General features: G+C 73.6%; 21 protein-coding genes. 11 read left to right on the plus strand and 10 right to left on the minus strand.

Features of this window, described 5'->3' with window-relative positions; translation table 11 throughout:
* Window positions 1-62: 62 nt before the first annotated feature.
* From CFW40_RS06765 to CFW40_RS06775, 3 genes are all read left to right on the plus strand, one after another.
* A complete protein-coding gene (locus CFW40_RS06765; RefSeq protein ID WP_088796926.1) occupies window positions 63-464 on the plus strand; it encodes a hypothetical protein in 402 nt (133 codons plus the stop codon).
* Window positions 465-674: 210 nt separating this feature from the next.
* A complete protein-coding gene (locus CFW40_RS06770) occupies window positions 675-1,478 on the plus strand; it encodes a response regulator transcription factor (RefSeq protein ID WP_088796927.1) in 804 nt (267 codons plus the stop codon).
* Window positions 1,475-2,611: a sensor histidine kinase KdpD gene (locus CFW40_RS06775; protein ID WP_088796928.1), complete on the plus strand. Its 1,137-nt coding sequence runs from the start codon at window positions 1,475-1,477 to the stop codon at window positions 2,609-2,611. The genes CFW40_RS06770 and CFW40_RS06775 overlap by 4 nt, the downstream gene beginning before the upstream one ends.
* 90 nt (window positions 2,612-2,701) lie before the next feature.
* Here the strand turns inward: CFW40_RS06775 and CFW40_RS06780 are convergent, their stop codons facing one another.
* The 6 genes from CFW40_RS06780 to CFW40_RS06805 all read right to left on the minus strand — a co-directional run bounded on the left by CFW40_RS06780 (window position 2,702) and on the right by CFW40_RS06805 (window position 9,180).
* Window positions 2,702-4,006 carry an MFS transporter gene (locus CFW40_RS06780; protein ID WP_088796929.1) on the minus strand — a complete coding sequence of 435 codons (1,305 nt, stop codon included), beginning with the start codon at window positions 4,004-4,006 and terminating at the stop codon, window positions 2,702-2,704.
* A complete protein-coding gene (locus CFW40_RS06785) occupies window positions 4,003-4,569 on the minus strand; it encodes a helix-turn-helix domain-containing protein (protein WP_088796930.1) in 567 nt (188 codons plus the stop codon). Before CFW40_RS06785 ends, CFW40_RS06780 begins: the two co-directional genes overlap by 4 nt.
* Before the next feature lie 171 nt (window positions 4,570-4,740).
* A complete protein-coding gene (locus tag CFW40_RS06790; RefSeq protein ID WP_256331565.1) occupies window positions 4,741-5,436 on the minus strand; it encodes a cytochrome b/b6 domain-containing protein in 696 nt (231 codons plus the stop codon).
* On the minus strand, window positions 5,420-6,085 hold the full coding sequence (locus CFW40_RS06795; RefSeq protein WP_088801945.1) for a molybdopterin-dependent oxidoreductase: 666 nt from the start codon (window positions 6,083-6,085) through the stop codon (window positions 5,420-5,422). Before CFW40_RS06795 ends, CFW40_RS06790 begins: the two co-directional genes overlap by 17 nt.
* A gap of 168 nt (window positions 6,086-6,253) precedes the next feature.
* The gene (locus CFW40_RS06800) at window positions 6,254-7,222 is read right to left on the minus strand and encodes a tetratricopeptide repeat protein (RefSeq protein ID WP_088796932.1); all 969 of its coding nucleotides are present in this window, start codon (window positions 7,220-7,222) and stop codon (window positions 6,254-6,256) included.
* Between the two features lie 302 nt (window positions 7,223-7,524).
* Window positions 7,525-9,180, minus strand: coding sequence for an FAD-binding dehydrogenase (locus CFW40_RS06805; RefSeq protein ID WP_088796933.1), 1,656 nt, complete (start codon window positions 9,178-9,180; stop codon window positions 7,525-7,527).
* Window positions 9,181-9,386: 206 nt separating this feature from the next.
* Between CFW40_RS06805 and CFW40_RS06810 the strand changes: the two genes are divergently transcribed.
* The 8 genes from CFW40_RS06810 to CFW40_RS06845 all read left to right on the plus strand — a co-directional run bounded on the left by CFW40_RS06810 (window position 9,387) and on the right by CFW40_RS06845 (window position 16,132).
* A complete protein-coding gene (locus CFW40_RS06810; protein ID WP_088796934.1) occupies window positions 9,387-10,280 on the plus strand; it encodes a DMT family transporter in 894 nt (297 codons plus the stop codon).
* A gap of 110 nt (window positions 10,281-10,390) precedes the next feature.
* The gene (locus tag CFW40_RS06815; protein ID WP_176956559.1) at window positions 10,391-10,924 is read left to right on the plus strand and encodes an NUDIX hydrolase; all 534 of its coding nucleotides are present in this window, start codon (window positions 10,391-10,393) and stop codon (window positions 10,922-10,924) included.
* Window positions 10,925-10,967: 43 nt separating this feature from the next.
* Entirely contained in the window at window positions 10,968-11,378 is a 411-nt protein-coding gene (locus CFW40_RS06820; RefSeq protein WP_088796936.1) for a YidH family protein, read from the plus strand.
* A 3-nt stretch (window positions 11,379-11,381) separates the two neighbouring features.
* Window positions 11,382-11,744: a DUF202 domain-containing protein gene (locus CFW40_RS06825; RefSeq protein ID WP_088796937.1), complete on the plus strand. Its 363-nt coding sequence runs from the start codon at window positions 11,382-11,384 to the stop codon at window positions 11,742-11,744.
* A gap of 167 nt (window positions 11,745-11,911) precedes the next feature.
* Window positions 11,912-12,883 (plus strand): MBL fold metallo-hydrolase, encoded by a 972-nt coding sequence (locus CFW40_RS06830; protein WP_088796938.1) that lies wholly within the window; start codon window positions 11,912-11,914, stop codon window positions 12,881-12,883.
* Between the two features lie 182 nt (window positions 12,884-13,065).
* Window positions 13,066-14,118 carry a phosphotransferase family protein gene (locus CFW40_RS06835; RefSeq protein ID WP_088796939.1) on the plus strand — a complete coding sequence of 351 codons (1,053 nt, stop codon included), beginning with the start codon at window positions 13,066-13,068 and terminating at the stop codon, window positions 14,116-14,118.
* Between the two features lie 7 nt (window positions 14,119-14,125).
* Window positions 14,126-15,340, plus strand: coding sequence for an acyl-CoA dehydrogenase family protein (locus tag CFW40_RS06840; RefSeq protein WP_088796940.1), 1,215 nt, complete (start codon window positions 14,126-14,128; stop codon window positions 15,338-15,340).
* A 150-nt stretch (window positions 15,341-15,490) separates the two neighbouring features.
* Window positions 15,491-16,132 carry a MerR family transcriptional regulator gene (locus tag CFW40_RS06845; protein ID WP_088796941.1) on the plus strand — a complete coding sequence of 214 codons (642 nt, stop codon included), beginning with the start codon at window positions 15,491-15,493 and terminating at the stop codon, window positions 16,130-16,132.
* On the opposite strand, the gene CFW40_RS06850 is transcribed toward CFW40_RS06845, so the two are convergent.
* The 4 genes from CFW40_RS06850 to CFW40_RS06865 all read right to left on the minus strand — a co-directional run bounded on the left by CFW40_RS06850 (window position 16,120) and on the right by CFW40_RS06865 (window position 20,327).
* Window positions 16,120-16,740, minus strand: coding sequence for a class I SAM-dependent methyltransferase (locus tag CFW40_RS06850; RefSeq protein ID WP_088796942.1), 621 nt, complete (start codon window positions 16,738-16,740; stop codon window positions 16,120-16,122). The two genes, CFW40_RS06845 and CFW40_RS06850, sit on opposite strands and share 13 nt — an antisense overlap.
* 352 nt (window positions 16,741-17,092) lie before the next feature.
* Window positions 17,093-17,698, minus strand: coding sequence for a TetR/AcrR family transcriptional regulator (locus CFW40_RS06855; RefSeq protein ID WP_088796943.1), 606 nt, complete (start codon window positions 17,696-17,698; stop codon window positions 17,093-17,095).
* Between the two features lie 25 nt (window positions 17,699-17,723).
* The gene (locus CFW40_RS06860; protein WP_088796944.1) at window positions 17,724-19,418 is read right to left on the minus strand and encodes an AMP-binding protein; all 1,695 of its coding nucleotides are present in this window, start codon (window positions 19,416-19,418) and stop codon (window positions 17,724-17,726) included.
* 135 nt (window positions 19,419-19,553) lie between these two features.
* The gene (locus CFW40_RS06865; protein WP_088796945.1) at window positions 19,554-20,327 is read right to left on the minus strand and encodes an SDR family oxidoreductase; all 774 of its coding nucleotides are present in this window, start codon (window positions 20,325-20,327) and stop codon (window positions 19,554-19,556) included.
* Between the last annotated feature and the right edge of the window lie 2 nt (window positions 20,328-20,329).

Below are 20,329 nucleotides of genomic sequence, written 5' to 3' on the forward strand. Positions count from 1 at the left end.
GTTCCTACCCCCGCCCGGCCCTCCGTCCTCGGGGGCATGGCGCCGCCCGTAGCATGAGCCGGATGATCGACAAGCGTGCCGGACGGGCAGCCACCGCGGCCCCGTGCCGGGTCATCGTATGCCGGGGCTGCTGCTGCGGCGATGCGGCCAAGATCCCGGGCGTGGACCACGCCGGGCAGATACCGCGGTTGCGCGCGGCGCTCGACGGCGCGGCGCCGGTACGGGCCTCGGAGTGTCTGGACGTCTGTGACCAGGCGAATGTGGTCGTGGTCCAGCCGTCGCCCGCGGGCCGGGCGGCCGGCGGGCGCCCCGTGTGGCTGGGGCTGGTCAACGACGACGACGCGCTGGCCGATATCGCCGCGTGGATCCGGGCCGGCGGGCCCGGTCTGGCCGAACCGCCGGGCGTGCTCGACCTCTATGCGATCACGGTGTCGCGACGGGTACGGGAGGGGCTGGAGGGCTGAGCTGAGGCGCCAGGACGGGGCCGCGGCGCCGTGAGCGGCCCACCGCTGCACCGGCTCCCGGCTCCCGGCTCCCGGCTCCCGGCTCCCGGCCATGGGTTACCGGCCATGGGTTACCGGAGTCTTACGACAGCAGGCCTGCCCGCCCGCCACCGCGCGCGCTGGTGTTGGCTGGCCCCATGACGTCTCCCTCCAGAAGGGCACGCTGAGCCCGTGCACCGCGCAACGCCGCCCTCCGCACCCCCGCCCGTCCCGCTGCACGGGCCGCCGCGCCGTGTCCTGGTCGTCGAGGACGATCCGACCGTCGCGGAGGTCGTCACCGGCTATCTCTCCCGCGCCGGCTACACCACCCGGCACGCCGCCGACGGTTTCGCCGCCCTCGACCGGGCCGCGGAGTTCCGCCCGCATCTCGTGGTGCTCGACCTGATGCTGCCCGGCCTCGACGGGCTGGAGGTGTGCCGCCGGCTGCGCCGCTCCGACGACGGCCCGGCGGTCCCGGTGGTGATGCTGACGGCCCGCGGCGAGGAGGCGGACCGCATCCTGGGGCTGGAGCTGGGTGCGGACGACTATGTGACCAAGCCCTTCAGCCCGCGCGAGCTGGTGCTGCGGATCGGCTCGGTGCTGCGCCGCGCGGAGTCCGCGCCGCCGGCCGCGGCGCCCTCGGCCGTCCTGTGCGCCGGGGACCTGCGTGCCGACCCCGGCGGCCGGCGCGCCGACCGCGGCGGACGGGCACTCTCCCTCACCGCCCGCGAGTTCGATCTCCTCGTCTTCCTGATGCGCCACCCCGGGCAGGTCTTCTCCCGGGAGGAGCTGCTGGCCCGGGTCTGGGGCTGGGAGTTCGGCGATCTGTCCACGGTGACCGTGCACGTGCGGCGGCTGCGCGAGAAGATCGAGGCGGATCCGGCCGCGCCACGGCTGGTGACGACGGTCTGGGGCGCGGGCTACCGCTTCGACCCCATGGAGGACGAGCCCCCGCCGGAGCCCGGACCGCTGCTGGAAGGCGATCCGCTCTCATGACGGACTTTCTGGTCATCGTGGCGCTGGCGGCGCTGGGGGCGGCGCTGGCGGGCCTGCTCGCCGCGCCCGCGGTACGGGTGCTGCGGCGGCGCTCGGTCGCGCTGTCGCTGTTCGCGGTGGCGGTGCTGGCGGTGGCCGCGATGGCGGCGGGCACGGTGGCGGTCGCCCAGGCGATGTTCCTGTCCGGGCACGACCTGGGCGTGGTGATGGCCGTGGTGGCCGTCTCCGGGGTGGTGTCGCTGGCGGCCGCGCTGCTCTTCGGACGCCGGATCGCGGCGGGCAGCCGGGAGCTGGCACGCTCGGCCCGTACGGTCGGCAGCGAGGGCGGCTTCGTGGCGCCCGCCGAGCCGCCCACCGCGGAACTGGCCGCGCTGTCCCGGGCGTTGGAGGAGACCAGCGGGCGGCTCGCCGCGGCACGGGAACGGGAGCGGGCGCTGGATGCCTCCCGGCGCGATCTGATCGCCGGGATCTCGCACGACCTGCGCACCCCGCTCGCCGGGCTGCGGGCGATGGCCGAGGCGCTGGAGGACGGGGTCGCCGAGGACACCGCGCGCTACCACGCACGGATGCGGGTCGAGGTCGACCGGCTGGCCGCCATGGTCGACGACCTCTTCGAACTCTCCCGCATCCAGGCCGGGGCGCTGGCACTGACGCTGTCGCGGGTGTCGGTGTACGACCTGGTGGACGATGCCCTCGCCGGGGCCGGGCCGCTGGCGCGGGCCGGCGGGGTGCGGCTGGTGGACGGCGGGGTGGCGCCGCTGCCGGTACGGGTGGACGCCCAGCAGATCACCCGCGTCCTGGGCAATCTGCTGGTCAACGCGATCCGTGCGACGCCGGCGGACGGCACCGTGGCACTCAGCGCACGACACGAGAAGGGCCGGGTGATCCTCGCGGTCGAGGACGGCTGCGGGGGCATCCCGCCGGAGGATCTGGCGCGGGTCTTCGACACCGGCTGGCGCGGCGGCGCGGCCCGCACCCCGCGCGCGGACGGCCAGGGCGGCGCCGGGCTGGGTCTCGCGATCGTCCGCGGGATCGTGGAGGCCCACGAGGGCCGGGCGACGGTACAAAATACCGGGGCGGGCTGCCGCTTCGAGGTCGAACTGCCGTCGGCGGACGTGCCGGTGGAGGCGTAGGAGGGCGGCGGATGGGGCCGTGGACGGTTTTGGCGCGCGTGGGGCCGGGCCTTGGTGTGCGCGTGGGCGTACGGGTGTGCCTGGCGCGCCTCAGCGCCGTGCCGCCGCTCCGTCCCGGCCCGCCGGATCCGGGCCGCGCTCCTCCCGCCCCTCGTCCCCCGTCCGGCGCACCGGCAGGTCGCGGACGGCCCCGACCGGCGAGAGGAGCAGGATCAGGGCGGCCAGCGGCACCCCGGCGGTCATGATCCACATGGCCGGGCGGAGGCCGAGGGCGGAGCCGAGCGCGCCGCCGAGCAGCGCGCCCAGGGGCAGCGTGCCGTAGTTGAGGAAGGAGCTGCCGGCGATCAGCCGGCCGAGCAGGGCCGGCGGGCAGTAGCGCTGCTGGAAGCCCGCCTTGAGGGTGTTTCCGCCCACCACACCCGCGCAGACGCCGAAGCTGCCCGCGACGTAGAGCAGCGCCCCGGCGCCATGGCCGGCGAGGGGGATGAGCAACGCGGTGCCGGACAGGCCCAGTTCGCACAGCAGCATGGCGCGGGCCGTACCGAACCGGTCGGCGGCCCGGCGCGCCAGGAAGGCGCCCACGATCCCGCCCGTACTGGCCAGCGCCGTCAGCCCGCCGACCGCGCCGGGCGGCAGACCGACCTCGCGGACCAGGAAGACCGCCGCGATCGACTGGTACCCCATGAGCGCGAGGTTGGAGGCGGCGCCGAAGAGCGTCAGGGTGCGGAGCCATACATCGCCGGTGACCAGCCGCAGCCCCTCGGCGATGTCCGCGAACAGGGTCCGTGCGGCGCGGTCGCGGGGGTCCGGGCGTGGTTCGCGGTGCCGGATGCGGAGCAGGCACAGCAGGGATATGAGGAAGCCGGCGGCCTGGGCGGACAACGCGTTGACGGCGTCGGCCAGTTGGGCGAGGAAGCCGCCCGCCCCCTGTCCCGCGATCTGCGCCGCCGAGGCGCTGCCGTGCAGCTTGGCGTTGCCCTCGGCCTGGTCGGCCGGTGCGAGCAGGCCGGGGAGGTAGGCGCTGTAGGCGGTCTGGAAGACCACCGCCGCGGCACCGGCCAGCAGGGCCACGGCGATCAGTAAGCCGAGGCTGAGCCCGCCGTAGCGGGCGAGGAGCGGTACGGCGGCGAACAGCACCAGTGACAGGCCGGCGGCGCCCAGCATCAGGGGCCGGCGGCGCGTCCGGTCCACCCAGACGCCCACCGGGAGGCCGATGAGCAGCCAGGGCAGCCAGCCGCAGGCGCTGAGCAGCCCGACCGCGAAGGTGGAGGCGTGCAGGGTGGACACCGCCACCAGCGGCATCGCCACGGTGGTGACCGCCGCCCCGAACTTCCCCGCCGTCTCACCGCACCACAACAGCCGGAAGTCACGATGGCGGCGCAGCAGTCCGCTCATCGCTCGTGCCGCTCCTTGCGCGGGAAGGCCTGCAGCTGGACGACGACGGGCCGCTGCTCCTCGGGGGCTTCCTCGTCGGATCCGCTGTGCGCCGCCGCCCGGTGCCGTATCACGACCTGCTCCAACTCCGCGTTCAGTGCGGCGAGTTGTCCGGGCGTCAGGCGCAGATCGTGCCACTGGGAGAGGGTGCCGGCGTCCCGCCACTCCGGGGCCCAGTCCTCGATGAGGTAGCTGACGACCCGGTTGAAGTGCTGCTGGACGATTTCGTGCACATAGAGCTCCAGCGCGCCTCGGGTGTCCGGATCGTCGCGGAATTCGGTGGTGTCCAGCCGGTGGGCTACCCGGACCGCCCGCCACCAGCGCTCGCGCTTGGTGCCGCGGCCGGTCTCCTCCTCGATGAAGCCGTGTTCGGCGAGGTGCCGCAGATGCCAGCTGACCGTACCGGTGTTCTCGCCGAGACGGCGCCCGAGCCCGGTGGCGGTGTCCGGCCCGTCGAGCCGCAGCAGCTCCAGGATGCGCATCCGCAAGGGGTGGGCGACCCCGCGCAGGCTGCGGGCGTCCATCCGGCGGGTCGGGGGCGCGGCCGGCGGCGTCGGCGTCGGGCGGGACGGGTGCTGTGCTGCGGAAGCGTCAGACATGAACGGCAGCCTAGAGTTGCAGAGACTCCTCTGCACAGAGATCTCTGCAGAGAAGTCTCGGCAACGGGCGGGAGCGGCCATGCCGTGGGAAGGAAGCTAGGACCTGTCCTCGGAGTCCCTGTTCGCGCTCTCCCCCGCTTCCGCGCCGTCACCCCCGTCCTCCTCCCGCTGCTCCCACAACGGATGCTCGCGCCGTGCCCATTGCGCGTCGACGGAGCCGGTGCGCAGGCCGCGGCGTGACTCGGGGTCGCCGTACGCCTTCCCGACATGGCCGGCGATCACGATGATCACGGCGAGCGCGAGCCAGTCGTGGACGAAGGTGGCGCCGGTGCGCCAGACCAGGGGCGCGAGACCTGTGAACCACATCAGCAGCCCGGTGCCGAGCATCACCAGGACCGCACCGGCGATCCAGGCGGCGTAGAGCTTCTGCCCGGCGTTGAACTTGCCGGCCGGGCGGCCCCCTCGGCGGCGCAGTGCGGCGCGCAGCCACTGGCGGTCGTGCGGGCCGTAACGGTTGAGGCGGGTGAGGTCGGCGCGCAGGGCGCGGGAGCCGAGGCCCAGCAGCAGGGGGACGGGCAGCAGGACGCCGGACCACTCGTGGACGGTGACCATCAGGTGGCGGCGGCCGACGAGTTCGGCGAGGAAGGGGAGGTAGAGGCAGCCCGCGGCGAGGACGCAGACGGCCATCAGGGTGGCGGTGGCGCGGTGCACCCGGCGTTCGGCGGGGGTGAAGCGCGGGACGCGGGGGCGCGCCGTGGCGGTGGCGGACCGGCTCTCAGGTGGTCGGGGCATCGTCGCGTCCGTTCGACCGGCCGACCCAGGCGTCGATGTCATATCCGAGGTTCTCCCAGTAGCCGGGCTGGACGTGGTCGGTGACGGTGATCCCGGAGAGCCACTTCGCCGACTTGTAGAAGTACATGGGCCCGACATAGAGGCGCACCGGGCCGCCGTGGGCGTGGGCGAGCGGCTTGTCCTGCATCCGCAGGGCGACCAGGACGTCGTCGCGGCGGGCCTGTTCGAGGGTGAGGGATTCGCTGTAGGTGCCGTCGAAGCAGGTGAAGCGGACGGCCTTGGCCTCGGGGCGGACGCCCGCGACGTCGAGGAGGGCGGAGAGGCGGACGCCCTCGAAGGGGGTGGCGGGCACCCGCCAGCCGGTGACGCACTGGACGTCGCGGACGAGCCGGGTCTGCGGCAGCCGGCGCAGACCGGCGAGGCTCAGGGTGGTCCGGTGGCGGACCAGGCCGTCGAGGGTCAGGCGGTAGGTGTGGGCGTCCTTGGCCGGTACGGAGCCGGTCACGGAGTAGTAGCGGAAGCCGCCGCCGCCCGGGAGCAGGCCGGTCAGGCCGGTGGGGTCCTGCTGTGCGGCGGCCCCGAGGGTGCTGTCGTAGGCGCTCTGCAGGTAGGGGGCGGCGGCGACGCCGGCGGCACCGGCGGCGAGCATGCCGAGCACCACGCGGCGGCCCACGGGGGTGCCCTGCCCGTCCTCGCCGCCGCCCGCCGGGCGGGGCCTCTTCGCGTCCTTGGTCACCCTTCGATTGTGAACCCCCCGCGGGGGCCGGGGCCGGCGTCCCGGCCCCGGCGTCAGACTTTCGTCATCAGCGCCGCCGGGTCACGGGGCGGCGGCCTCCCGGGCGCGGCACAGTGCGGTGGCCCGCGCGGCGCGGAAGGCGCCCGCGCCGTCGCGGCCCGGGTACGACCACGGGGCGCGGGTGGCGTGCGGACCGATCCGCTGGAACAGCGTGGCGGCCTCGGCGGTCCGCCCTTGGTGGAACGCGGCATGGGCGAGGAAGTTGAGATCGATCTTGCGGCGCGGGTGTTCCTCGCCCTCCCATTCCAGCCACCAGTCGACGGCGGCCTGCAGCACCTGCCGGGCGCGCCGGGTGGACCAGTGGCCCCAGCCCGCGGGGTCGGGGGGAGCCAGGCCCGCGGCGGCGAGGACGCGGTAGCGCTCGGCGTGCGCCACGACGGGGAGGAGGGCGAGCGGGGAGTCGGCGGGGGCACGTGCCGCCGCGCGGGCCGCGAAGACATGGACCGGGTGCCGCGGATCGTCGGCGACGCCCGGCAGCTGCTCGGCCAGGGAGGCCGTCATGAGGTGGTGTGCGTGGTGGTGGTCGCGGTGGCGGGCGCACACCTGGTGGAAGGCGTGGGCCCGTTCGCCCGGGGTGCCGGTGCGGCGGGCGAGGATCAGCGCGCCGAGCCAGGGGGTGGGGTCGTCGGGCAGCATCCGGGCGGCGGTGGCACAGGCCTGCGCGGCGGCCCCGGTACCGCTCTCGCCGCGCAGGGCGAGATGGACGGTGGCGAGGGCCAGGAGGGTGGCGGCGTCACCGCTGTCCGGTTCGGCGAGCAGCCAGTCGCCGGCCCAGGCGGCGCTGCCGGGGCAGGTGGCCAGGACGGTTAATCGGTGGCCGCGCAGATCCCACTGCGCACCGGTCCCGGCGAGCAGGGTGCGCACCCTGGCCCACTGGCCGAGCGTCAACGCCTCGACCGCGAGGGCCAGTTGGGCGTCGTCCAGGGCCGGGGTGAGCACCGGGGGGCCGGGGCGGGCGCGTCGGAGGGGTGGCGGCATCGGTGGCGACATCGAAATCACGGGTCAGGGGCTCCATCAGGGGCTCCACGGCGCGCCGCACCGGCCGTCTCACCGCACCGAGTCGTCCTCGGCGGGCGGGGACCGGATCCGCGCACCTCTACAGAGGGTGACGACTTGGTCCGCACCAGTCATCACGCACAGCAAAGCGGCCCGCAGAGCTCCGCGTCAAGGCGCGAAGGGGAATGGCCGGATCCGCCCCCCCTCTCTCTTCGTCCACGGAAGGGAGCGGCCCGCCTCCTGCCGGCGGGGCGAGGCCCCTCCGGCAGCACGCTCCCCCGCACCGCCCCTCCCCCTCAGGACACCGCCCGCGCCGCCGCCCGGCCCGCCGTCCGGCCGGAGAAGAGGCAGCCCCCGAGGAAGGTCCCCTCCAGCGAGCGGTAGCCGTGCACCCCGCCGCCGCCGAACCCGGCCGCCTCGCCCGCCGCGTAGACGCCGGGCAGGGGTGTGCCACCGTCGGTCAGCACCCGCGAGGAGAGGTCGGTCTCCAGTCCGCCGAGCGTCTTGCGGGTGAGGATGTTCAGCCGTACGGCGATCAGCGGGCCGGCCTGGGGGTCGAGCAGCCGGTGTGGCGCCGCGGTGCGGATCAGGCGGTCCCCGAGGTAAGCGCGGGCCCCGCGGATCGCGGTCACCTGGAGGTCCTTGGTGAAGGAGTGGGCGATCTCCCGGTCCCGCGCCACGATCGCGTCGCGCAGCGCCTCCTCGCCTATCAGCGGCTCCTTGGTCAGTTCGTTCATCCGCCGCACCAGGTCGGTCAGCGAACGCTCGACGACGAAGTCCGCGCCACGGTCCATGAACGCCCGCACCGGCCCCGGTGCGCCGGCCCTGGCCCGGCCCAGCACGCCGCGGATGCTCTTGCCCGTCAGATCGGGGTTCTGCTCGGAGCCGGAGAGGGTGAACTCCTTCTCGATGATCTTCTGGGTGAGGACGAACCAGGTGTGGTCATGGCCCGTCCGCATGATGTGTTCGAGGGTGCCGAGGGTGTCGAAGCCGGGGAAGAGCGGCACCGGCAGCCGCTTGCCGCGCGCGTCGAGCCACAGCGGGGACGGTCCGGACAGGATCCGGATGCCGTGCTGCGGCCAGACCGGGTTCCAGTTGTCGATGCCCTCGGTGTAGTGCCACATCCGGTCGCGGTTGATGATCCGGCCGCCGGCCGCCTCGGCGATGCCCAGCATCTTGCCGTCCACATGCGCGGGCACCCCGGACAGCATCCGCCGCGGGGGCTTGCCGAGCCGTTCGGGCCAGTTGGCGCGCACCAGTTCGTGATTGCCGCCGATACCGCCCGAGGTGACGATCACGGCCTGGGCCTTGAGCTCGAAGGCGCCGGCCACCTCGCGGCTGCTGGGCCTGCCGCGCTCGGCGTCCGAGGGCTCCAGGACCTCGCCGCTGACCGTGTCCACGCTCCCCGCGGTGCGCGACAGCCCGGTCACCCGGTGGCGGAAGCGCAGCTCCACCAGTCCGCGGGCGACCCCGGCCCGCACCCGGCGCTCGAACGGGGCCACCAGCCCGGGGCCGGTGCCCCAGGTGATGTGGAAGCGGGGGACGGAGTTGCCGTGTCCGGTCGCGTCGTAGCCGCCGCGTTCGGCCCAGCCGACGACGGGGAAGAGCCGTACGCCCTGCCGGTGCAACCAGGAGCGCTTCTCGCCGGCCGCGAAGTCGACGTAGGCCTCGGCCCAGGAGCGCGGCCAGCGGTCCTCGGGCCGGTCAAAGCCGGCCGTGCCCAGCCAGTCCTGCCAGGCCAGCTCATGGCTGTCGCGGATGCGCAGCCGGCGCTGTTCGGGGGAGTCCACCAGGAAGAGACCGCCGAAGGACCAGTGGGCCTGTCCGCCGAGGGACTGCTCGGGCTCCTGGTCGAGGAGGATCACCTTCCGTCCGGCGTCCACCAGTTCCGCGGTGGCCGCCAGGCCCGCGAGCCCCGCTCCGATCACGATCACATCAGCGTCGTACGCCATCTCAGCAACTCCTCAACGGGGCACGCCGGGCGCCCCGGCCGCCTGGTGGAACGATCCTCAGCGCACCCGACTGCCGCGTCAACCACCGGGTTACCGCGCAGTACGCCAAGGCGCGCGGGAGAATGGTCGGTGACGAGGGCCACGCCACGCCCGCCGCCTGGTGACTATCCTCAGGCGCATCCCCCGCCCCCGATACGAGGTGCGACGTGACGGTGATACTGCTCGCCCTTGGAGCGGCCTGCTGTCTGGGACTCGGTTTCGTGTTTCAGCAGGCCGCGGCACAGCACGCCCCGATGAAGGACTACCTCTCGGTGCGGCTGCTGCTCGATCTGGTGCGGATGCCGCTGTGGCTGGCAGGTATCGGTCTGATGGTGGTCGGGATGGCGCTCGGCGCGATGGCGCTGGGGATGGGCGACATCACTTTGGTGGAGCCCCTGCTGGCCACCAACCTGCTGTTCGCGATGGCGCTGTCGCGGCGGCTGACCCGGCAGCGGCTCGGCCGGAGCGGCTGGGCCGGGCTGTGGCTGCTGGCGGGCGGGGTGACGGCCTTCATCGTGGCCGGGCGCCCCCAGGGCGGACAGCGCAGCACGGATCATCTGTGGCAGTGGCTGATCATGGGCATGGTGCTGGGCACCGCGCTGCTGCTGGCGGCGGTCGCCAAGCGCGAGCGGGTGCATGTGAGCCTGGAGGCCGCCCTGCTGGGGATCGCGGCGGGACTGATCTACGGGCTGCAGGACGCGCTGACCCGGATCAGCGGGGAGCACTTCGGCGAGGGCGGCTGGTCGGCCCTGGTCACCAGCTGGCAGCCGTACGCCATCGTGGTGCTCGGTGTGCTGGCGCTGGTGCTCGTTCAGAGCGCCTTCGAGTCGGCGCCGCTGCGGCTCTCGCTGCCCGCGCTGACCGCCGCCCAGCCGCTGGCCGGCATCGCCTGCGGGGTGGGGTTCCTCGGTGACCAGCTGCGGGTGACGCCGGGGGCGCTGGCGTGGGAGGTGGCCGGGATCGTGGCCGTCGTCGCGGGCATCGTGCTGATCGGCAGCCATCCGGCGATGCCGCCGGGGTCCGGCCGGCGCGAGGACGTACGGGAGCTGCAGCCGCACTGAGGAGGGCGTCCCGGGCGCTCCCCCGCGGTGGCGGACACGCGCGCAGACCGCCGCCGGGAAACCGTCGCCCGATGGGCCGTGCCCGGGTCCCGGGTGGTTGCATGGCTGCCATGACCGATCAGCAACCGCTCAACGCGGACGAAATCCTCGACGTCGTCGATGAGAACGATCAGGTCGTGGGGCAGGCCCCCCGCGGTGAGACCTACGCCCGCAGGATGCGCACCCGCTGCGCCTTCGTCCTCGCCCGGGACGAGGCGGATCGGATCTTCGTTCACCGCCGCACCCCGCAGAAGCTCGTCTTCCCCTCGCACTACGACATGTTCGTCGGCGGGGTGCTCGGCACCGGCGAGAGCTACGACCGGGCGGCGCTGCGCGAGGCCGAGGAGGAGCTGGGCGTCCAGGGGCTGGAGCCGCCCCGGCCGCTGTTCAAGTTCCTCTACGAGACGGCCGAGCACACCTGGTGGTCCGCGGTCTACGAGGTGCGCTGCACCCTGCCGGTCGCCCCGCAGGAGTCGGAGATCGACTGGTTCGCGTTCCTGACCGAGGAGGAGCTGGCCCGGCGGCTGGACGAGTGGCCGTGGACGCCGGACGGGCTCGCCGCGTACCGGCAGCTGCTGGCCCGGCGGGAGGCGGGGGAAGTCTGATGCGCCCCGGGCAGGGCACCGGCCGGCCGATAGGGTTTCGGCCATGATCCTTACCGAGGCACTGCGGTCGGCCGGCGCTGCCGTACGGCTGTGGTTCTCGCCCGCGCGGGTCCGCGAGGAGGGCACGACCCCCGACTACCGCTTCTCGCTCGCCAACGAGCGCACCTTTCTCGCCTGGCTGCGCACCGGGCTGGCGCTGGTCGGCGGCGGTTTCGCGGTGGACCAGTTCCTGCCCCGGCTGCACCAGGGGCTGCGGGTGACCTGCACCGTCGTCCTGCTGGTGGGCGGCGCGCTGTGTGCGCTGCGGGCGGTCAATCACTGGGTGCGCTGCGAGCGTGCGATGCGGCGCGGCGAGGACCTGCCGGTCAGCCGCTTCCCCACGGCGCTGGCGCTGAGCGTCGGCGTCCTGGCGGTGGCGGTGGTCGTGCTGGTCCTCCTGGGCCGGACCAGCTAGCCGATGACGGGCAAAGCGCCCCCGGGCGCCGGGCCGCCGCGTGCGGCCCCCGACCGGGACCCCGGGCTGCAGCCGGAGCGGACCCGGCTGGCGTGGCGGCGTACCACGCTGTCCGCCACGGCGCTGGCGGTGCTGGCCGCCCGTCAGCTGCTGCACAGCGCCGCCCCCGGGCCGGTGGAGGTGGCTCTGGCGGCGCTGACCGGCCTGTTGTGGAGCGCGTTCGTGGCGCTCGCGCACCGGCGGATGCGGGCGATGCTCACCGGCCGGCCGCCGGGCCTGCCCCCGCGGACGGCCCTGCTGCTGGTCGGCTGCACCCTCGGGCTGGCGCTGTGCGGCGCGGTGATCCTGGTACGGCCGGGGCACTGAGCCGGAGCCTGAGCCAGGGCATGGGGCCGGGGTGCGGCGCCGGGGTCCGGCGCCACCACGGCGGGCGGCAGAGGTACGGTGACGCGACCCCCGCCGTCCCGGGTCGGGACCGACTCCCGCCCCGGCAGCGGGACATGAGAGACCACCGGACGAGGGGACACACCCGCATGGACGACTCGGCAGCACGGGACACGCCGGCACGGACCCCGGCAGCACACGCCTCGGCGGCACCGACCCCCGAGCCCTACCTCACCGAACTGGCCGCCGGGGTCCACGCCTTCATCCAGCCGGACGGCGGCTGGTGCCTGAACAACGCGGGCTTCGTCACCGACGGGGACGCCACCCTGGTCGTGGACACCGCCGCCACCGAGCGCCGGGCGCGCCTGCTGCGCCGCCGGATCGCCGAGAGCGGCGCGCCCACGCCCCGCATGGTGGTCAACACGCACCACCACGGCGACCACACCTACGGCAACTGCGTCTTCGCGCCCGAGGCGACGGTCATCGGGCACGCCTCCTGCCGCCGTGAGCTGCTGGCCGCCGGGCAGCAGCTGCACGCGGTGTGGCCCGAGGTGGCGTACGGCGACATCCGTCTGACGGCGCCCGAGGTCACCTACACCGACGAGCTGGCCCTGCACGTCGGGGACATCGAGGTGCGGCTGATCCACCCCGGCGTGGCCCACACCACCGGCGACACCGTCGTCTGGCTGCCCCGGCAGCGCATCGTCTTCGCCGGGGACCTGGTCTTCCACGGCGGCACCCCGTTCGTCTTCATGGGGTCGCTGACCGGATCGCTGCGGGCACTGGAGTTGCTGCGCACCCTGGACGCGGTCACCGTCGTCCCCGGGCACGGCCCGGTGACCGGCCCCGAGGTGTACGACGGCATCGAGCGCTACCTGCGGTTCGTCGGCCGGCTGGCGCAGGAGGGCCGGGCGGCCGGGCGTACGCCGCTGGAGGTGGCCCGGGAGGCGGACCTCGGCCCGTTCGCGGAGTTGGCCGAGAGCGAGCGGCTGGTGGCGAACCTGCACCGGGCGTACGCGGAGCTGGCGGGCACCGCGCCGGGGGCGCCGCTCGACGTGGTGGCCGGGTTCGCCGATATGACGGTGATGAACGGCGGGGTGCCGATGGCGTGTCACGCCTGACCACGGCCGTGCGGGCGGAGGCCTGAGGGGAGGCCGGGCGCGTCCGGGACCGCGAGCGTGGCGGAAAATCCCCGCGTGACCCACGCCCCACGGCCCGGCACTGGACGCCATACCGACTAGTCGGCATGATCGTGCTGCAACCGATCGGCCGACCGACCGTCCACTCCGTACGGAGGAGCACGATGAGCAAGGGCACCCCTCCCCCGCAGCCCGAGGGCCAGGAGGATCCTCCCGGCCTCGACCTGGAGCGATTGCGCGAGCATCTGGGCCGGGAGCGGCCGGGGCTGGCCGGCGGCCCGCTGCGGGCCCGGCTGATCGAGGGCGGGCGGTCCAATCTCACCTACCGCGTCACCGACGGCGCCGCCTCCTGGGTCGTCCGGCGGCCGCCGCTCGGCCATGTGCTGGCGACCGCGCACGACATGCGGCGCGAGCACCGGGTCATCAGCGCCCTGCACGAGACACCGGTGCCGGTGCCCGAGGCGCTGCTGCTGTGCGAGGACGAGTCGGTCATCGGCGCACCCTTCTATGTGATGGAGCTGGTCGAGGGCGTGCCCTACCGCACGGCCGGCCAGCTGGCCCCGCTCGGGCCCGAGCGCACCCGGGCCGTGGTGCTCTCCCTGGTCGATACGCTCGTGGACCTGCACGCGGTGGACCCCGAGGCGGTCGGGCTCGGCGACTTCGGCCGCCCCGAGGGCTTCCTGGAGCGCCAGCTGCGCCGCTGGGGCAAGCAGTTGAGTGCGTCGAAGAACCGTGACCTGCCCGGGATCGACGAGCTGCACGAGAGGCTGGGCCGGGCGCTGCCCGCCTCGCCCGCCCCGGCCGTCGTCCACGGCGACTACCGCCTCGACAACGTCCTGATCGGGTCCGACGACACCCTCAAGGCCGTCCTGGACTGGGAGATGTCCACGCTCGGCGATCCGCTGACCGACCTCGGCCTGCTGGCGATGTACAGCTCGGACCTGGGCCTGCCGCAGTCGCCGGTGAGCACCACCAGCAGCGCCCCCGGGCACCCCTCGCCGGGCGAGCTGATCGAGCGTTACGCCGCCCGCTCGGGCCGGGACACCTCCGCCATCGCCTGGTACACGGCGTTCGCCTGGTTCAAGCTCGCCGTGATCCTCGAGGGCATCCACTACCGCTTCACGCTCGGCCAGACCGTCGGCGCCGGGTTCGACCGGATCGGCGAGCTCGTCCCCGTCTTCATCGACCACGGACTCACCACCCTCAAGGAAGGCTGAGGCACCCATGGACTTCGCATACGACGCCCGGACCGAGGAACTGCGCGCACGGCTCCTGACGTTCATGGACGAGCACGTGTACCCGGCCGAGCGGACCGCCCATGAGCAGCGGGCCGCGCTCGCCTCACCGTGGGACACCCCGGCGATCGTCGAGGAGCTGAAGGCCGAGGCCCGGCGGCAGGGGCTGTGGAACCTCTTCCTGCCGGACGCGGAGCACGGCGCCGGGCTGACGAACCTCCAGTACGCTCCGCTGGCCGAAATCACCGGCCGCAGCCCCCAGTTGGCGCCCACCGCACTGAACTGCGCGGCACCGGACACCGGCAACATGGAGGTGCTGGCGCAGTTCGGCAACGAGGCGCAGCAGAAGCAGTGGCTGGCGCCGCTGCTGGCCGGTGAGATCCGGTCGGCGTTCGCGATGACCGAGCCGGAGGTGGCCTCGTCGGACGCCACCAACATCGAGACGCATATCGCGCGGGATGGCGACGATTACGTTATCAATGGGCGCAAGTGGTACATCTCCGGCGCGATGAACCCGCTGTGCCAGATCTTCATCGTGATGGGCAAGACCGACCCGGACGGCCCGGACCTCCGCCGCCAGCAGTCGATGATCCTGGTCCCGCGGGACACCCCCGGCGTGGAGGTCAAGCGCGCCATGCAGGTCTACGGCTACGAGGACCACTACCACGGCGGCCACGCCGAGGTGGTGTTCCACGACGTACGGGTGCCGGCGAGCAATCTGATCGGCGAGGAGGGCGGCGGCTTCGGCATCGCCCAGGCGCGGCTCGGCCCCGGCCGGATCCACCACTGCATGCGGCTGATCGGCATGGCCGAGCGCGCCATCGAGCTGATGTGCCGCCGTGCGGTGACCCGTACGGCGTTCGGCAAGCCGCTGGCCCAGCAGGGCGTGGTGCAGGAGTGGATCGCGGACGCCCGGGTGGCGGTGGAGCAGCTGCGGCTGCTGGTGCTGAAGACCGCCTGGCTGATGGACACCGTCGGCAACAAGGGCGCGCACACCGAGATCCAGGCCATCAAGATCGCCACCCCGCGCACCGTCGTGGACATCCTCGACAAGGCGGTACAGCTGCACGGCGCGGGCGGCGTCAGCCAGGACTTCCCGCTGGCGGAGCTGTGGGCCGGCGCCCGCACGCTCCAGCTGGCGGACGGCCCCGACGAGGTGCACCAACGGTCGCTGGCGCGCCGCGAGTTGAAGCGCTACCTGTAGGCCCGACGGCCCGGGGCGGCCCCGGTACCGCAGCCGTGCCCGAGGGGGTGGGGACCTCGGGCACGGCCTGCGTACGTCCGCGAGCCGGGCCCCTTGTCCACCCGTCGGAGCGGGCCCCGGCCGTGCGGCCCCCACGGCTATCCTCGGGGGATGCGTATCGGAGAACTGGCGCGGCGGACCGGGGTGCCGGTTCCGTCGATCAAGTACTACACCCGGGAAGGCATGTTGCCCCCGGGCGAGCGCATCAGTCCGAACCAGGTCCAGTACGCCGAATCGCACATCCGGCGGCTGAAGCTGATCCGGGCGCTGACCGAAGTGGGCGGCTTGTCCATCGCGGCGGCCGCCGAGGTACTGGCCGGCATCGACTCTCCGGGCACCACCCCGCAGGGCATGCTCGGGACCGCGCAGTCGGCGGTCAGCAAGGTGGCCACCGAGCGGGGCACCGACGAGATGTGGCAGCGCGCCGAGCGCGAGGTCGCGGAGCTGGTGCGCCGGCACGACTGGGCGGTGCGGCCGGAGAATCCGGGGTGGCGGACGCTGGTGCAGGTCGTGGTGGCCTACCACGAGCTCGACCAGAGCGAGCTGCTGGGCCTGCTCGACCGGTATGCGCAAGCCGCCGGGTCGCTGGCCGCCGCCGAGCTGGCGGCGTTCGACGGGGTCCCGAGCCTCGACGCCCAGATCGAGGGTGCGGTGCTCGGGACCGTACTGGGCGACACCGCGATGGCCGCACTGCGGCGTATCGCCCAGGAGGACGTGGCCCGGCGGGTGCGGGAGCGGTCTCAGACGCTCTGAGCGGGCACGCCGGCCGGCACGAGGTGATGCACCCGGGCCGGCGGCAGGTTGCCCAGCACCAGTTCGGTACGGAAGGTGTGCCGGTCGAGTATGCGGCGCAGCGCGTTCTGGCCGTCGAGGGCGTGGACCCGGTTGGCCGGGCCGCTGAACGTGCGGCGGACCGTGGCCCCGCCGACGTAGCCGAAGAAGGAGAGCGTGCCGCCGGGCCGCAGGGCGCCGAGCAGCCGGTCGAAGATGTCCGTGGTGGTCGGGGCGTCGAAGTTCGCGAACGGCAGGCCGCAGACGATCGTGTCGTAGGTGCCGAGTTCGTGCTCCTGCACCAGGCCGGTGAGGAACTGCAGCCGGGGGTCGCTGCCGTAGGCGCCGTGCAGGATGTCGACGAAGCGCGGGTTGGCCTCGACCAGGTCGAGGGTGTCCTCGCGGCCGAGCGCGTCGGCGATGTGGCGGGTCACGGCGCCGGTGCCGGGCCCCACCTCCAGGACCGCGCGGGAGCGGCCGGGGCTGGGGACCAGGTAGCGGGTCAGGGCCTTGCCGAGCCGGGGACTGCTCGGAGCAATCGCGCCCACCTCCCGGCGCGTTCGTGCGTACTCCCGGAGAAACAGCGTCACTTCAGCCACAAGGCCACCCACATCGGTAGTGATAGCAGAACTATCGATACCGTAAGTTACGGACGGCGGATGAGGACAGCCCCGAGCCGTAACCACCCCTTGAGTGTCCTTGCCCGGGAGCGCATTCCCGCAGGCCTTGCGCGCAATCCAACAAATTCCTGAAGATGCGGTGAAGGCCCGCGGGGACGCGCCGGGAGGCGGCCCGGACCGCCTCGATGTGGCCGGTCCGATACGCAGGGTGAGGGTGTGTGAGGAACGTCACCCCCGCACATGTGGCCAACGGAACACCGCGGCCGGCCGGTACGGGCGGCGCACGCGGCGTGTGGTGCGCGCCGGAGAAGGGCGGCGCCCCCTACGGCCGCAGGGCACGCAGCAGCAGGTCCGCCAGGTGATCGGCGACCTGCTGCGGGCTGAGCGGTCCGTCCTCGCGGTACCACGTGCCCAGGTGGTGCACGGAGCCGAAGTGGTAGTCCACAACCAGGTCGGCGGGGATGTCGGCGGCGAAGACGCCGGTGCGCTGGCCCTCCTCGACCAGGGCCCGGAACCGCTCGTGGTAGCGGCGCCGTTCGGCACGTACCTGCTTGTCCTTCTCCGGGCTGAGCTGGTGCATCGAGCGAAAGAAGATCTTGGTGTCGTCGAGGTTCTGGATGGTGGTGACGACCACATCGGCGGCGGCGTCCCGCAGGCGCTGCTCCACCGGCGCGTCGGCGCCGGCGAAGTGGTCCAGCCGCTCCTGCTGGAGTCGCAGGACCCGGCCGTAGACCTCGTGGAGCAGATCCTCCTTGGAACCGAAGTAGTGGTAGAGGGCGCCCTTGGTGACGCCCGCCGCATCGACGATCTCCTGGACGGAGGTGCGGTCGTAGCCCTGCTCGGCGAAGAGCCTGGTGGCGGTGGCCAGCAGCCGCTGGGCCACCGGCTTCGCACCGCCGTTGCCGTTGCCGTCCTTCGTGCCGGCCATCGCCCTCACCTGTCCTTCGTGCTCGTCATGCGCGGTGGCGCAGCTCCCGTCGGAGGATCTTGCCACTCGTGGTCTTCGGAAGCTCGGCCAGGATCTCCACCGCACGGGGATATTTGTACGCCGCGAGCCGTTCCTTGCAGTAAGCGGCCAGCTCGGCGGGTTCCGGGGACGTGCCGGGGCGCAGGCTGACATAGGCCTTGACAGACTCGCCGCGGTAGGCGTCGGGCACCCCGACGACCGCCGCCTCGCGCACCGCCGGATGGCTGTAGAGGACGTCCTCGACCTCGCGGGGCCAGACCTTGAAGCCGGAGGCGTTGATCATGTCCTTCTTGCGGTCGACGACGTACAGCCAGCCGCCGGCGTCCATGAAACCGATGTCACCGGTGCGCAGCTCGCCGTCCGGGATGGCCTCGGCGGTGGCGTCGGGGCGGCGCCAGTAGCCGGGGACGACCTGGGGGCCGCGGACCGTTATCTCGCCCTGCTCGCCGAACGGGAGGTCGCGGCCCCTCTCGTCGGTGATCCGCACGAGGGTGTCGGGGCCGGGGACGCCCACGGCGAGCGTGCCGGAGACCTTGTCGACCGGTGCCTCGCGGCCCGGCGGGACGCTGGCACAGGGGGCGGTGCACTCGGTCAGGCCGTAGCCGTTGTGGAGGTACGGCCCGAAGTCGGTGCGGAACTTCTCGACGAGGGCGGGCGGCAGCGGCGCACCGCCCGAGGACATGGTCCAAAAGGACGCGAAGTGGTCGCGGGTGACCTCGGGGTGGGCCATCAGCGCCATGTAGGCGGTGGAAGGCCCGACCGTATAGGCGGGGCGGTGCTCCAGGAAGGCGTCCAGGACGACGCCGGCGTCGAAGCGGTAGGCGAGCGCGAGGGTGCCGGAGTTGGCGACGCAGGCGGCCAGTTCGCAGACCATGCCGGTGATGTGGAAGAGCGGGGCGAGGGCGAAGTAGGTGGCACCGTCGGGCAGGCCCAGGCCGGCGCGCTGGCGTTCGGCGTTGTAGATGACGTTGCCGTGGGTGTTGGTGGCTCCCTTGGGGGTGCCGCTGGTGCCGGAGGTGTAGCTGATCAGCGCGAGGTCGTCGGCGGTGAGCTCCGGGTCGGTGGGCACGGCGCGTATCCTCCCCCACTGCCTTGAGGGCGTGGGAGGTGCCCCCATCGCCGTGCGGGCGACGGTCAGCAGGTCGTCGGCGCCCTCCTGGGGGCCGAGCCGGTCACCGCGCAGCACCCGCCGGTCGTCCCGGGTCTGCAGGTCCCGTTCCCAGGCGGTGAGCGCGATCCGTACGGACGGCGCCCCGGCGGCGGTGGCCCGCAGAAAGCCGTCCCAGGTGCGGTCGGCGCAGATGACGGCGGTGACCTCGGCGTCGTCCAGGATGTGCCGCATTTCGGCGGACTTGTACATGGGGTTGACCGGTACCACCACCCCGCCGGCCTTCCACACGCCGAGCAGGGCCAGCACGAAGTGCGGGGTGTTCTGCAGCATGACCGCGGCCCGGTCGCCGCGCCGGAAGCCGCGCTCGGCGAGGTGCGCGGCGATGCCGTCGGAGAGCGCGTCGGTCTCCGCGTAGGACAGCCGGCCGTCGAAGTAGGCGAGCGCCGTACGGTCGGGGACGCGGCCGACCGCGGCGCGGAAGGCGTGCAGTGTCGAAGGGGGCGGCTGCACGGGGGCGCGCTGGGCGTCGGTGAGCTGTGCCAGCCACGGCATGTCCTGGTAGGAGGTCATCGGGGTGCGGCCCTTTCTTCCTGATCGCCTGAATCATCCCTGCGGGGGAAACGCCCGGGTGACGCGGGGTGGCGGTGACGTGCGGTGACGCGCCGGGCCGGGGCCGGCCCCGTCACCCCGCGCCGGCGGGTGGCCCTACGAGCGGCCGCCCTCGGCCTGCTCCAACTTCCGCTGGAGGTGGTTCATCCCGCCGAGCCAGCGGTCGGGGTCCGCCGCCCGCGCGGTGTAGTAGTCCGCGACCTCGGGGTGCGGCAGGACCAGGAAGCGGCCCTCGGCCATCGCCGCGAACAGGGCGTCGGCGACGTCCTCGGGTTCCACGGCCGTGGGCGTCAGGACCAGGTCCCCGGCGGCGCCGGTGGCGGCCAGCATGTCGGTGCGGACGCCCTGCGGGCAGATGGCGTGGACGTCGATGCCGCGGTGCCGATAGGTCAGCGAGAGCCATTCGGCGAAGGCGTAGGCGCCGTGCTTGGTGACGCTGTACGGGGCGGCGGCGACCATGGTGAGCAGGCCGGCGGCGGAGACCGTGGAGATGAAGCGCCCGCTGCCGCGCTCCAGCCACTCGGGCAGCAGCTCCCGCGCGGCCCGGACATGTGCCATGACGTTGACGTCCCAGGCCAGCGTCCAGTCCTCGTCGGACGCCTCGGGCCCGCCGCCGGTCCCCACCCCGGCGTTGGCGCAGAAGATGTCGATACCGCCGCCGAGCGCCGCCCGTGCGGCCGGGACGACGGCGGAGGCGTCTCCGGCGACCGCGATCGCCCCGATCTCCCCGGCGGTCTTCGCCGCCTTGGCCTCGTCGAGATCGTTGACCACGACCCGGGCGCCCTCGGCGGCGAACCGGCGGGCCAGCGCGGCGCCGATCCCCCCGCCCGCCCCGGTCACGACAACGGTCTTGTCCCGTACGGCTGCCACCC

The sequence above is a fragment of the Streptomyces sp. 2114.4 genome (genome assembly GCF_900187385.1).
Lineage (GTDB): Bacteria > Actinomycetota > Actinomycetes > Streptomycetales > Streptomycetaceae > Streptomyces > Streptomyces mooreae.